This is a genomic window from Mycobacterium decipiens (genome assembly GCF_963853665.1).
Classification (GTDB): domain Bacteria; phylum Actinomycetota; class Actinomycetes; order Mycobacteriales; family Mycobacteriaceae; genus Mycobacterium; species Mycobacterium decipiens.
Genome location: NZ_OY970459.1, coordinates 534,333 through 547,100, shown reverse-complemented (window position 1 = coordinate 547,100; position 12,768 = coordinate 534,333). Strand labels below are relative to the sequence as shown.

General features: G+C 65.8%; 10 protein-coding genes and 1 pseudogene. 6 read left to right on the top strand and 5 right to left on the bottom strand.

The window, feature by feature from the left end:
• Positions 1 to 51: 51 nt before the first annotated feature.
• Together AADZ55_RS02480 and AADZ55_RS02475 are read left to right on the top strand one after the other, a co-directional pair.
• Positions 52 to 819, top strand: a pseudogene (locus AADZ55_RS02480) (pentapeptide repeat-containing protein); the annotation flags it as partial.
• A 284-nt stretch (positions 820 to 1,103) separates the two neighbouring features.
• A complete protein-coding gene (locus tag AADZ55_RS02475) occupies positions 1,104 to 2,249 on the top strand; it encodes a PPE family protein (RefSeq protein ID WP_085327165.1) in 1,146 nt (381 codons plus the stop codon).
• Positions 2,250 to 2,375: 126 nt separating this feature from the next.
• On the opposite strand, the gene AADZ55_RS02470 is transcribed toward AADZ55_RS02475, so the two are convergent.
• Genes AADZ55_RS02470 through dnaK form a run of 4 tightly spaced genes read right to left on the bottom strand, consistent with a single transcriptional unit; the run spans position 2,376 to position 6,560 of the window.
• Positions 2,376 to 2,756, bottom strand: coding sequence for a heat shock protein transcriptional repressor HspR (locus tag AADZ55_RS02470; RefSeq protein WP_085327166.1), 381 nt, complete (start codon positions 2,754 to 2,756; stop codon positions 2,376 to 2,378).
• On the bottom strand, positions 2,756 to 3,946 hold the full coding sequence (gene dnaJ / locus AADZ55_RS02465) for a molecular chaperone DnaJ (protein ID WP_085327167.1): 1,191 nt from the start codon (positions 3,944 to 3,946) through the stop codon (positions 2,756 to 2,758). Before dnaJ ends, AADZ55_RS02470 begins: the two co-directional genes overlap by 1 nt.
• Before the next feature lie 35 nt (positions 3,947 to 3,981).
• On the bottom strand, positions 3,982 to 4,674 hold the full coding sequence (gene grpE, locus AADZ55_RS02460) for a nucleotide exchange factor GrpE (protein WP_085327168.1): 693 nt from the start codon (positions 4,672 to 4,674) through the stop codon (positions 3,982 to 3,984).
• Positions 4,671 to 6,560: a molecular chaperone DnaK gene (dnaK, locus tag AADZ55_RS02455; protein ID WP_085327169.1), complete on the bottom strand. Its 1,890-nt coding sequence runs from the start codon at positions 6,558 to 6,560 to the stop codon at positions 4,671 to 4,673. The genes grpE and dnaK overlap by 4 nt, the downstream gene beginning before the upstream one ends.
• A gap of 322 nt (positions 6,561 to 6,882) precedes the next feature.
• On the opposite strand from dnaK, the gene AADZ55_RS02450 reads away from it, so the two are divergent.
• Complete coding sequence (locus AADZ55_RS02450; protein ID WP_085327170.1) at positions 6,883 to 8,349, top strand: amino acid permease; 1,467 nt, start codon at positions 6,883 to 6,885, stop codon at positions 8,347 to 8,349.
• A gap of 30 nt (positions 8,350 to 8,379) precedes the next feature.
• Here the strand turns inward: AADZ55_RS02450 and AADZ55_RS02445 are convergent, their stop codons facing one another.
• A complete protein-coding gene (locus AADZ55_RS02445) occupies positions 8,380 to 8,931 on the bottom strand; it encodes a nucleotidyltransferase family protein (protein WP_085327171.1) in 552 nt (183 codons plus the stop codon).
• A 52-nt stretch (positions 8,932 to 8,983) separates the two neighbouring features.
• On the opposite strand from AADZ55_RS02445, the gene AADZ55_RS02440 reads away from it, so the two are divergent.
• The 3 genes from AADZ55_RS02440 to AADZ55_RS02430 are packed head-to-tail and all read left to right on the top strand — an operon-like array spanning position 8,984 to position 12,745.
• Entirely contained in the window at positions 8,984 to 11,332 is a 2,349-nt protein-coding gene (locus AADZ55_RS02440) for a xanthine dehydrogenase family protein molybdopterin-binding subunit (protein ID WP_085327172.1), read from the top strand.
• Positions 11,329 to 12,225 carry an FAD binding domain-containing protein gene (locus AADZ55_RS02435; protein WP_085327173.1) on the top strand — a complete coding sequence of 299 codons (897 nt, stop codon included), beginning with the start codon at positions 11,329 to 11,331 and terminating at the stop codon, positions 12,223 to 12,225. The genes AADZ55_RS02440 and AADZ55_RS02435 overlap by 4 nt, the downstream gene beginning before the upstream one ends.
• Positions 12,218 to 12,745, top strand: a complete 528-nt coding sequence (locus AADZ55_RS02430; RefSeq protein ID WP_085327174.1) for a (2Fe-2S)-binding protein — start codon at positions 12,218 to 12,220, stop codon at positions 12,743 to 12,745. The genes AADZ55_RS02435 and AADZ55_RS02430 overlap by 8 nt, the downstream gene beginning before the upstream one ends.
• Positions 12,746 to 12,768: the final 23 nt, after the last annotated feature.

The following is a 12,768-nucleotide window of genomic DNA, read 5'->3' as shown; positions in this document are numbered from 1 at the left end:
ACGATGGATCGCGCGGCGAGGTGCGCCGATCTGAACTTCACGATCCCGGCCAATCTGTGGCAATTCAACGTGGGCGGGGGAAACATCGGCGGCTACAACGTCGGCAGCGCAAACATCGGCTTCGGCAACACCGGCGACAACAACTTCAGCTTCTTCTGGCGTGGCGACTACCAGGGCCTAGCCGCTTTCAGGTACGACAGCGCCGTTTCCGAGTTCCTGTGGAGCTACGACATCAGATCCGACATAGAAATACCCATCACGGGCACCATCAACGCCATTACCCAAGACGCGTTCACTATCGCCGAATTCCAGATACCCATCAGTCTGCAAGTCACCGTTTGCCTGACCTACATCCCCATCATCGGGTGCGTACTCCACGTCTCGATCACCGTACCCATCACCACCGAACACCTCGGCCCCTATGAAATCGACGCGAGCGTGATCAACCCCGACACCCCCATAGACACGGTTTTCCGGCAAAGCTTCAACTTCCCCGGCAGCGGCACCTTGGGCCCATTCCCGTTCGGCTTCGGCTGGCAACAGAGCCCGGGATTCTTCAACTCGACCACCACCCCGTCGTCGGGCTTCTTCAATGACGCCGCCGGCAACGCGTCGGGCTCATTCAATGCCGGCGGCATCGGGAACTCCGGCCTGCAGAACTTCGGCACGCAGCTATCGGGCTGGGCGAACCCGGGCAACACCCTGTCGGGCTTCTACAACACCAGCGTCCTGAACGTCATGACGCAGGCCGTTATCTCCGGCTTCGCCAACTACGGCGCCCAACTCTCCGGCCTCCTCAGCGACGGCACCGGGCCATAGCTCACCCGCTACCCGAGCGTGCGGCGCATTCATCACCTGGTGTGTAGTTGACGATGGTCATTTTCCGCGATAAGCATTACCCATTATCGATACCGCCGAGCGGTTTGTATACCGAGGGGAGAGGGCGCGCTATTGCCCCGCGAGTGGTTCACGCGGGTTCGACGCTGACGGCTCGTATTGCCGGGGCGCGTGCTGAGCCATTTCGGGGTTGGTGTGACGTAGTCCGTTGTCAGTTGCGCCGCCGGTAATGCCGCGGCCGCGTCGTCGTATTTGGGGTTGGCGTGATGATTTGGTTTGCCGTGCCGCCGGAGGTGCATTCGGCGGCGCTGAGTACTGGTCCGGGTCCTGCTTCGTTGCTGGCGGCCGCGGCGGCGTGGACATCGCTGAGCGTCGCGTATGCATCGGCGGCAGCAGAACTCAGCGCAACGCTGGGCGCGGTGCAGCCTGGCATGTGGCAGGGTTCGAGCGCGGCGAGCTATGTCGCCGCGCACGCGCCGCATCTGGCCTGGTTGGCAAAGAGCAGCTCCGACAGCGCAGCGGCAGCCGTCCAGCATGAGGTGGTGGCGGGCGCGTATGCCGTCGCGCTGGACGAGATGCCGACATTAGCGGAGCTGGCCGCCAACCACGCCACCCATGCGGTGTTGTCGGCCACGAATTTCTTTGGTGTGAATGCGATCCCGATCGCAATCACCGAGGCCAAGTATGTGGAGATGTGGATCCAGGCAGCCGCCACGATGAGCGCTTACCAGGCGGCCGTGACTGTGACGCTGGCAGCAAGCCCACGAGCCACACCGGCGCCGGAGGTATTCAAAGGCGGTGGTGTCGAAGCCGGCGCCCTCCCGTACAACATCGCCGCACCGGCGGCCCTCCCGATCATCATTGTGATATTGATACAGGCATTGCTCGAGTTGCTCGAGTTGCTGGCATTGGCCATCGCCTGGACGATTGTTATTCTCGCCAGCCTCCTAGATTTGATAGTCGCGGTAGCGACGCTCGCCGTCGTGATCATCGCGATCCTCGCGGCCATCTTGACCCCTCCGTTCCTCATAATCGCCACGCCACTCGTGCTGGCCGGCTCCGTGTTTGGGGTGTCGACTGCGTTGTCGATTACGTTGCCGACCGCGTTGCCGATCGGCATTGGCGGGTACCTTGCGGACCGGTCGAGCGAGCAGGAGCCTGCGGGCCCTGGGGCGTCGCCGTTGGGTCAGTCGGCTGCGGTGGCGCCGGACGGCCGGTCGGTATTGGTGGCGGTTGCTGATCGGGGTGCCGGCGCGCTGGGCTTTGCTGGGACCGCCGATAACGAGTGGGTTGGGCGGCCCGCGGGGTTGACCGTGTGCGGTGGGGGTGAGTTCGACGGTAGTCCCCGGGCACCGATGGTGCCGGCGACATATGCCGCAGTTGGTCGCGTCGCCGTCGGCGTTTGCCCCTAAGGCTCGCCCGCTACCCGCGCTCGCTCACCGGCTACCGACGACTGCGCCGTTCGCTCGCCCGCTACCCGCGCTCGCTCACCGGCTACCGACGACTGCGCCGTTCGCTCGCCCGCTACCCGCGCTCGCTCACCGGCGCGGTTTCCAGACGACCAGGGCGGTGCTCTTTGGCACCACCGCGACCTCACGGCGCTGGTTGGCCCGCAACACCGCCAACTCCTCCGCCATCTCCCGAACCCTGGACTGCAGGGCCTCAACCTGATTGGTCAGCTCGATAATGCGTTTGATGCCGGCCAGGTTGACCCCCTCGTCCTGCGAGAGGTGCTGCACCTGACGCAGCAACTCGACGTCATGCTGGGAATACCGGCGCCCCCCACCGGAGGTGCGCTGCGGGCTGACCAGTCCGAGCCGATCGTAGGTACGCAGGGTCTGTGCGTGCATGCCGGACAGCTCGGCGGCTACCGAGATCAAAAACGTCCGAGCTTCCTCTTTCCTTGAGTGCTTAGCCATCAGCGACTACCTGCCCATCCGGCCCGTGGATTGAATCCACTGGACCGCTCCGCCGCCGCATAGGCCTCTAGCGCTTCCTGGGCGGCGCCTTCCAAATTCGGCGGGACGGCCACCTTCACGGTGACGAGTAGGTCGCCACTACCGCCGCTGCGCTTGGGCACGCCGCGTCCGCGCACCCGCAGAATGCGTCCGTCGGCGGTGCCTTTAGGCACCCGGACCCCGACGGTGCCGTCCAGCGTAGGCACCGAGAGCGTGGAGCCCAACGCCAGTTCGGTGAAGCTGACCGGAACCGTCACGGTGAGATCGTCGCCGTCGCGGCCAAAGATCTTGTCGGGCCGCACATGCACCGTCACGTACAGATCCCCGGACGGGGCGCCGCGCAACCCGGCCTCACCCTGACCGGCCAGCCGGATCCGCTGCCCGTCCTCGACACCGGGCGGGATCCGCACATTGATGGTGCGGGTGCGGGTGGTCACGCCGGTGCCTTTGCACTCCTCGCACGGATGCTCGATGATCGAGCCGCTACCCCGGCAGTCGGTGCAGGGTTCGGAGAAGCCGAACGCACCCTGGTTGCGGTTGACCACACCTGAGCCGTTGCAGCTAGCACACACCTTCGGGCTGGTGCCTGGCCGGGCGCCGCTGCCATGGCAGTTGGTGCACGGTGCCGGGCTGGTCAGCCGCAGCGGCATCGCCACGCCCTTGGCGGCCTCCACGAAATCCAGCTCGGTCTCGGTCTCCAGGTCGTTGCCGCGTCGCGGCCGGCTGGGACGGGCGCTGCCACCGCGGCCGAACAAGCCACCGAACAAGTCACCGATGGTGGTGCCGCCGGTTCGGCTGGCGGCGTCGAACAAATCGTTGAGGTTGAACTCGGCGCCGTCTCCACCGACCCCGAAGCCGCCGAAGTTGCCCCCAAAGCCGCCACTGTCGAATCGACGGCCACCGAAGCCGCCGCCGGCGAACAGGCGGCGGGTTTCGTCGTACTCCTTGCGCTTGGCCGGATCCGACAGCACATTGTGCGCCTCCGAGACCGCCTTGAAGCGTTCGCCGGCGGCCGCGTTGCCGGGGTTCGCATCCGGATGCAGGTCGCGCGCCAATTTGCGATAGGCGCGTTTGATCTCTTCGGGACTGGCATCGGAGGAGACGCCCAGCTCCTTGTAGAAGTCCTTTTCGACCCACTCACGTTGGGCCATATCGCGTCACCCCCTCTCACCTTCCTCTTCTGTTGTTAGCTTCCCGATGGTTCTGATTCTGTGCCCTGTTCACCCGAGGTGTCCGCGTTATTGTCCGTGTCGGCCGGCTCGACTTCGGCCGGACCTCCGACCGCGCCAGCTTGATCAACCGGCTCCGGTTCGGCGGCGTCAGCCACCACCGTGTCGACGACGCCGACCAAGGCGTGCCGCAACACCTGCTCGCCCAGTTGGTAGCCCCGTCGCATGACCGTGCCGATCACCGGCTTGGACCCCTGCCCACCATCGCCCTCGTGTTGGACGGCTTCGTGCAGCACCGGATCGAAATCCTCGCCCTCGGCACCGAACGCCACCAGACCGAGCCCAACCAACGCGCTGTCGAGCTTGTCGGCGACCGACTTCAGTGGGCCCGACTCCAGATCCCCGTGCTTGCGCGCCCGCTCGAGATCGTCCAGGACGCCCAACAATTGGCTGACTACACCGGCCTTGGCCCGGTCGGCGGCCGCCTGCTGGTCGCGCAACGCCCGCTTACGGTAGTTGGCGAAGTCGGCTTGCACACGTTGCAGATCGGCGGTCAGCTCGGCGACTTTGTCTTGCGTGTCCGCCGCGCCGGCCGGGGCGGTCCCGCCCGGCGCATCGCCGGCCGGGACATGCCGCACTTCACCCGTCTCGGGATCGATCCGCCGTTTGTCGGTGACCGTCAGCTGTTCGTGTGGATTGCCTTCGGTCACTTGGACTCCCGGTCGTCGTCAACCACCTCCGCGTCCACCACGTCGTCGGATGAGCCGGGCTGGGCGCCACCGGGCTCGCCGCCGCCGGGCTGCGCAGCGCCGGCGGCCTCCGACGCGGCCTGGGCCGCTTCGTAGATCGCCTGTCCGAGCGCCTGCGACTCCTGGCCCAGCTTCTCCATCGCCGACTTGATGGCCGAGATGTCCGATCCGCCAAGTGCCGCCTTCGCCTCCGCCACCGCGGCGTCAACCTTGTTCAGCGTGTCCTCTGGGACCGCCGAGCTCCCTCCGGACTCTCTCGCTTCGCGTTGCTCTTTGACGAACTTCTCCGTCTGGTAGACCAGCGTCTCGGCCTGGTTGCGGACGTCGGCCTCCTCGCGACGCTGGCGGTCATCCTCGGCGTGCGCCTCGGCGTCTTTGATCATCCGGTCGATGTCTTCCTTGGACAGGCCCGAGCCTTCCTGGATTCGGATCGTGTTCTCCTTGCCGGTGCCCTTGTCCTTGGCGGTGACGTGCACGATGCCGTTGGCGTCGATGTCGAAGGTGACCTCGATCTGCGGTACACCCCGCGGCGCCGGCGGGATGCCGGTCAACTCGAAGGAACCGAGCAGCTTGTTGTGCGCCGCGATCTCGCGCTCACCCTGGTAGACCTGGATCTGCACCGACGGCTGGTTGTCGTCGGCGGTGGTGAACGTCTCCGACCGCTTGGTCGGAATGGTGGTGTTGCGCTCGATCAGCTTGGTCATCACGCCACCCTTGGTCTCGATACCGAGGCTCAGCGGCGTAACGTCAAGCAGCAGAACATCTTTGACCTCACCCTTGAGGACACCCGCCTGCAGCGCGGCGCCCACGGCCACAACCTCGTCCGGGTTGACGCCCTTGTTGGGCTCCTTGCCACCGGTGAGCTCCTTGACCAGGTCGGTCACCGCGGGCATCCGGGTCGAACCACCCACCAGCACCACGTGGTCGATGTCGGACACCGAGATACCGGCGTCGGCGATCACCGACTGGAACGGCTTGCGGGTGCGGTCCAGCAGGTCCTGGGTGATCTTCTGGAACTCCGCCCGGGTGAGCTGCTCGTCGAGGAACAGCGGGTTCTTGTCCGCGTCGACGGTGATGTAGGGCAGGTTGATCGAGGTGCTGCCCGACGAGGACAACTCGATCTTGGCCTTCTCGGCCGCTTCCCGCAGCCGCTGCATCGCCATCTTGTCCTTGGTCAGGTCGATACCGCTGGAGGCCTTGAACTTGTCAACCAACCACTGCACGACGCGCTCGTCCCAGTCGTCACCGCCGAGGTGGTTGTCACCGCTGGTGGCACGAACCTCGACCACGCCCTCGCCGATTTCCAGCAGAGAGACGTCGAAGGTGCCGCCGCCCAGGTCGAAGACCAGGATGGTCTGCTCCTTCTCGCCCTTGTCCAGGCCGTAGGCCAGCGCGGCCGCGGTCGGCTCGTTGACGATGCGCAGCACATTGAGTCCGGCGATCTGGCCGGCATCCTTGGTGGCCTGACGCTGGGCGTCGTTGAAGTAGGCGGGCGTGGTGATCACCGCGTCGGTGATGTCCTCACCGAGGTACGCCTCGGCATCGCGCTTGAGCTTCATCAGAATTCGGGCACTGATCTCCGGCGCGGTGTACTTCTTGCCGTCGATCTCGATGGACCAATCCGAGCCCATGTGTCGTTTGACCGAACGCACGGTGCGATCGACGTTGGTCACCGCCTGGTTCTTGGCGGGCTGCCCGACCAGCACCTCACCATTGCGCGCAAACGCGACGATTGACGGTGTGGTCCTGGAGCCCTCGGAATTGGCGACGACGACTGGGTCGCCACCCTCTAGAACCGAGACGACGGAGTTGGTGGTCCCGAGGTCGATCCCGACCGCACGAGCCATGGTGAATCCTCCTGAGTATGTAGAGCGTCTTTCCTGCACTATGCTGAGTGAACCCCGCTCAAGCCTGCCCCTGACGGCGGTGCGCTGTCAATCCGAGACTGAGCCCGGTCCACTCAACTTGTCGACCATGGTAACGGCGGTCGCCCGGTCCTTGTTCCCGGGGTCGGGCCCGCGACCATGCGGCGGGACTGCGGAGCCCGCAAATGTTCCCGATTGGTTACAGGACCGACCCGCCGTATCCGGGTGGGATAGCCTGACAGCCAGTCCGTTGAGTGTGCCCCAAGTCACTTCGGCCCAAGAAGCCGCCACGCCAGGGAGTTCGATGCCACCGCTAGACATCACCGACGAGCGGCTCACGCTCGAAGACACGGGCTACCACAAAGCCCTGCATAACCGGCAGCTGCAGATGATCGCGCTCGGCGGTGCCATCGGGACCGGCCTTTTCCTCGGCGCCGGCGGCAGGCTTGCGTCGGCGGGGCCCGGATTGTTCCTGGTCTATGGGATCTGCGGCGTCTTCGTCTTCCTGATTCTGCGCGCACTCGGCGAACTGGTGCTGCACCGCCCATCCTCGGGGTCGTTCGTGTCCTACGCCCGCGAGTTCTACGGGGAAAAGGTGGCCTTCGTCGCCGGCTGGATGTACTTCCTGAACTGGGCGATGACGGGGATCGTGGATACCACCGCAATCGCCCACTATTGCCACTACTGGACGGCGTTCCATGGCATCCCCCAGTGGACGCTGGCGTTGACCGCGCTGCTGCTCGTGTTGTCGATGAACCTGATCTCGGTCAAGCTCTTCGGCGAGTTGGAGTTCTGGGCTTCATTGATCAAGGTGCTCGCCCTGGTGACGTTCTTGATCGTCGGTACGGTCTTCCTCGCCGGTCGATTCAAGGTCGACGGTCAGACGACCGGGGTCTCGCTCTGGAGTAGCCATGGCGGGCTCATGCCGACCGGCCTACTACCCCTGGTGCTCGTCACGTCAGGAGTGGTATTCGCCTACGCCGCAATCGAATTGGTGGGCATCGCGGCCGGGGAAACGGCCGAACCGGAGAAGATCATGCCGCGCGCGATCAACTCAGTGGTGTTCCGCATCGCGTTCTTCTATATAGGGTCGACTGTCCTGCTGGCCCTGCTGTTGCCCTACACCGCCTACAAGGATCATGTGAGCCCGTTCGTGACCTTCTTTTCCAAGATCGGTCTCAACGGGGCCGGCAGCGTGATGAACCTCGTGGTGCTCACCGCCGCGCTGTCGAGCCTGAACGCCGGACTGTACTCGACCGGACGGATCCTGCGATCGATGGCGATCAACGGCAGCGGCCCGAAGTTCACCGCACCGATGTCCAAGAACGGCGTGCCCTACGGCGGCATCCTGCTCACCGCCGGAATCGGCCTGTTCGGCATCATTCTCAACGCCATCAGGCCGAGCCAAGCCTTCGAAATCGTGCTCCACATCGCCGCGACGGGCGTCATCGCGGCCTGGGCGGCGATCGTAGCTTGCCAGCTGCGGCTGCACCGGATGGCGAACGCCGGGCAGCTGGAGCGACCGAAGTTCCGGATGCCGCTGGCGCCGTTCAGTGGCTATCTCACGCTGGCTTTCCTGGCGGCCGTGCTCATCCTGATGTACTTCGACGAAAAATTCGGGCCCTGGATGATCGCCGCGACGGTGATCGGTGTCCCGGCCCTTATCGGTGGCTGGTATTTGGTGCGTGGTCGCGTGAGCACCGCCGCGCATCACGCCATTGACCACGCCAGGAATGTCGCGACCGTCCGGTCCGCGGATCCGACGGATTGACGTCGAGCTCCGACCCGCGCCATCCCGTCGTCAACCCACCTCGTCGAAATCGCGACCGCTAGCCAGGTCGCCGCACTGGACAGCCTCGACGTCGGGCGCGCCGCGTAGGTATGCGGCCGCGCCCCGATCCCCGGAGATGCCGGCCAGTACGTCGGGCCAGTGTTTGCGCGCGATGACTACCGGATGGCCAGGCCGGTCCCCGAAATACGCCCGCGCCAAACCGCTGCGGGATGCCAAGGCACGGCCGAGGACTCGAGCCACCACCTTGCCGTCGACATCGGGCGTATCGATGACATGCAGGACGGCGTAATCCGCGTGCCTGTGGTCGGCCTCGGTCAGACCCGCGCGCACCGACGCGCTCACGCCGTGGCGCCAATCCGGCGCGGCAATGGCGGTGACACCGGCCGGTGCCGGTACCTCGGCGGCGCCCAGCACCAGAACGACGTGGGTGCAGCCGCCGTCGCGCAGCGCGCCGACCGCGGTGTCCAGCCAGCCGTCAACCAGCACTTTCGGCTTGCCATAGCGCCGGCCCGCGCCCGCTGCCAGCAGTACCCCGACGACTATCGACGGCGATAATGCCACTCTCCTATGATGACATCAAGCTTCTCATTGGGCGACAATCGGATGGAGCACGATGACTCAGGACGGGCAAGGGGCCCCCACCATCCCGGCGCCCCGGTACGCCGGCGCCCGCCTGCCACGGGTGGAGGACAGCCGGCTGCTCACCGGCCACGGCAGCTTTGTCGACGACATCTCGCGGCCCGGCATGCTGCACGCCTGCTTCGTCCGAAGCCCGTTCGCCCGCGCCCGGATCAACGGCATCGACGCCTCGGCGGCGCTGGCGCTGCCCGGCGTACACGCGGTGTTCACCGCCGCCGACCTCAACCGAGACGTCAAGGAGTCCTGGCACGCGGTAGCCGGCAAGGACGTCCCGGACACCCCCCGGCCGCCGCTGGCCGAAGCGGAGGCCAAGTTCGTCGGGGACCCGGTCGCGCTGGTCGTCGCCCAGAACCGGTATGTCGCCGAGGACGCGATCGAAATGGTCGACGTCGACTACGAGCCGCTGCCGTCGATCACCGATTTCACCCAAGCGCAGTCCTCGGATGTGCTCGTGCACGACGGCTACCCAAATAACGTTGCGGGCGGGATGGCCGGCGCACCGCCGGACGAAGAGATCTTCGCAACGTCGCCGTTGGTGGTCAAAGAGAACATCTATCAGCAGATCTATGCACCCGCGCCGATCGAGACCCGGGGCCTGGTGGTCGAGTGGGCCGCGGCTTCCGAAGAACTCACCCTGTGGGCGTCCACGCAGACGCCGCACGAACTGCGCGCATTCTGTGCGCGCCTGTTAGGCATTGCAGCGCAACGGGTTCGGGTCATCATGCGCGACACCGGAGGGGGCTTTGGCCAGAAGGTTGTCCCGATGCGCGAAGACATGTGCATCATGCTGGCCGCCCGCAAGGTGCCCGCGGCGCTGAAATGGATCGAGGACCGGCGCGAGAACCTGATGTCGGCCGGCCAGGCCCGGCATGTCAATGGAATGGCGAGACTGGCTTTTGATGACGGCGGCAACTTCCAGGCGGTGGATATCGACTTCACTCAGGACGTCGGGGCGTATCCGACCCCGTATCCGGTGTTGACCACGGCGGCCATCGGCATGTTCTTTCCCGGGCCATACCGCGTGCCCAAGGCCAGCTTCAGCTACCAGACCGTCTTCTCCAACACCAGCGGACTTGCCGCCTACCGAGGTCCGTGGCAATACGAAACGCTGGCGCGTGAAATCCTGCTCGACATCGCGGCGCGCAAGATGCACCTCGACCCCGTCGAGCTGCGCCGGCGCAACCTGCTGCGCCGCGAGGAGATGCCGTACTCCAACCCCAACGGCATGCCCTACGACCATGTGGCCCCGATCGAGACGTTCGAGCAGGCCGTGAAAATCCTTGACCACGAAGGGTTTCGCAAAGAGCAGCGGGAAGCCCTCGCAAATGGGCGCTACCTCGGCCTCGGCTTCTCGGCGTACATCGAGCCGACCGGTGCGGCGACCGGCCACCTGGGTACCGAAGGTGCCACCGTCCGGATGGAGCCTACGGGCAAGGTCAACGTCTACGTGAACGGCGGCTCAAGTGGAAACAGCTTGGAAACCACCGTCGTTCAGCTGACCGCCGATGCGTTGGGCGCCGACATCGACGACGTAGCCACCATCCAGGGCGACACCGCGATCACACCGTATGGAGCGGGGACGCAGGGTAGTCGCAGTGGTCCGATGACCGCCGGTGCCGTCAACGAAGCGGGGACCATGCTGCGCGCAAAGATCGTGGCGCTTGCCGCACACCACCTCAAGGTGCCCGAAGCCGAAGTGGAACTTGCGCATTCAACTGCAATCGCGCGGGGCGACCCGTCACACCGAGTGAGTTTCGGCGAGCTGGCCTACCTGGCCTACTACCAGCCCGAGCAACTGCCGCTGGAATGGTCGCCGGCGCTGGAAGCGACCGCCCGCTACGTCGCCAAGGCACCCATTCTGTGGGCCAACGCCACCCACGCCTGCACCTGCGAGGTGGATCCGCAGACGGGAAAGGTCACGTTGCTGCGCTACATCGTCAGCGAGGACGTCGGCCCGATGATCAACCCGGCGGTCGTGGAGGGCCAGATCGCCGGCGGAACGGTCCAGGGCATCGGTGGCGCCTTGCTCGAGAACCTCGTCTACGACGACGACGGCAACCCGCTGGCCACCACGTTCGTCGACTATCTGCTGCCGACGGCCACCGAGGTGCCACCCCTCGAGTACGGCCACGTCGAGATACCCGGTCCCGGACCCGGCGGCTACAAGGGTGTCGGCGAAGGCGGGGCGATCGGCTCGGCGCCGGCGGTGATCAACGCGATCAACGACGCGTTGGCGCCGCTGGGTGTGACGATCACCCGGCTGCCGGCCAGCCCGGCGTCGATCGTCGCGATGCTGGTAGGGCCGGCAGGTGCAGACCAGTGAAACCGGCGGTCTTCGACTACCACCGCGCCAGCACCGTCGAGGAGGCGGTGAGCCTGCTGGCCGACCTAGGTGAGGAGGCCAAGATCCTGGCCGGCGGGCAGAGTCTGGTACCGATGCTGTCGATGCGGCTGGCGTTCTTCGACCATCTCATCGACATTTCCCGGCTGAGCGAGCTGCAGGGCATCGAGCGCCGGGGCGACGAGCTGTGGATCGGCGCCGGAACCACCGACGCCAGGGTAGGTTCCGATCCGCAAGTCCGCCAAGCGGTTCCGCTGCTAACCCGGGTGACGCCGTATATCGGGCACTTCCAGATCCGCAACCGAGGCACCCTCGGCGGATCGATCGCACACGCCGACGCCGCGGGTGAGTACCCGGCGGTGGCCCTGGCACTGGATGCGATGATGGAAGTGCGATCATCGCGGGGACAGCGCACAATCGCGGCAGCGGACTTCTTCGCCGGCTTGTGGGAAACCACCATGGCGTCAGACGAGTTGCTCACCGGAGTTCGATTTCCCATGTGGGACTGCAGATCCGGCTTCGCTGTCCACGAGTTTTCGCGCCGTCATGGCGATTTCGCGATCGCTGGCTCGGTAGTCGCAATTCAGCTGGACGACCATGAGGACCAGGCCCGGGTATCCCGCTGCGCGATAGGGCTGCTGGGCCTGGGCTCCACACCTCGGCGGGCAACGGCGGCGGAGACCGCGGTCGTCGGCATGCCGGTCAGCGAGTTAGCGGCAGCCGAGGTCGGCGAAACCGCGATGACCGGACTCGATGACATACCGGAAGACGTGCAAGGGTCCGCTTCCTACCGCGCCCGGGTGGGGGCGGCGATGACGGCGCGCGCCTGGGCCCAAGCCGTCGAGGATGCGACCACGGAGGCAATCGATGCATGAACGACCAGTCCGCTTGTCGGTCAACGGAACTCCCGTCGAAGCCAGCGTCGAACCGCGCATGACGCTGGCCGACTTTCTGCGGGAGAGGTGCGGGCTCACCGGAACCCATCTGGGCTGCGAACATGGGGCATGTGGCGCCTGCACGGTGCTGGTGGATGGCGACGCCGCGCGGTCGTGCCTGCTGTTCGCGGTGCAAGCGGACGGCGTGGAGGTGACGACGGTCGAGGGTGTCGCCTCGACCGACGGTGAGCTGTCGGCCGTTCAGTCGGCGCTGCGAGAGTGTCATGGCCTCCAATGCGGCTTCTGTACGCCGGGTTTCGTCATGTCCATCACCGCGCTGTTGCGTGACAATCCGGATCCGTCCGACGAGCAAATACGCGAAGGCCTGTCCGGGAACTTCTGCCGATGCACGGGCTACCAGGGCATCGTCGCGGCTGCCGCACGGGCCGCGGAGCTGCTGCGCGACACCGGGGTAACACATTGCCATCGGGGCCGTTCCAAAAGCGCGTCACTGCGGTAACCCGCGTGACCTCACGCGTAACC

Excerpts from the sequence above, each read along its gene's own strand:
- AADZ55_RS02450 (WP_085327170.1), top strand. The coding sequence starts at position 6,883 with ATGCCACCGCTAGACATCACCGACGAGCGGCTCACGCTCGAAGACACG.
- AADZ55_RS02430 (WP_085327174.1), top strand. The coding sequence starts at position 12,218 with ATGCATGAACGACCAGTCCGCTTGTCGGTCAACGGAACTCCCGTCGAA.
- AADZ55_RS02470 (WP_085327166.1), bottom strand. The coding sequence starts at position 2,756 with ATGGCTAAGCACTCAAGGAAAGAGGAAGCTCGGACGTTTTTGATCTCG.
- dnaK (WP_085327169.1), bottom strand. The coding sequence starts at position 6,560 with ATGGCTCGTGCGGTCGGGATCGACCTCGGGACCACCAACTCCGTCGTC.
- AADZ55_RS02475 (WP_085327165.1), top strand. The coding sequence starts at position 1,104 with ATGATTTGGTTTGCCGTGCCGCCGGAGGTGCATTCGGCGGCGCTGAGT.
- dnaJ (WP_085327167.1), bottom strand. The coding sequence starts at position 3,946 with ATGGCCCAACGTGAGTGGGTCGAAAAGGACTTCTACAAGGAGCTGGGC.
- AADZ55_RS02440 (WP_085327172.1), top strand. The coding sequence starts at position 8,984 with ATGACTCAGGACGGGCAAGGGGCCCCCACCATCCCGGCGCCCCGGTAC.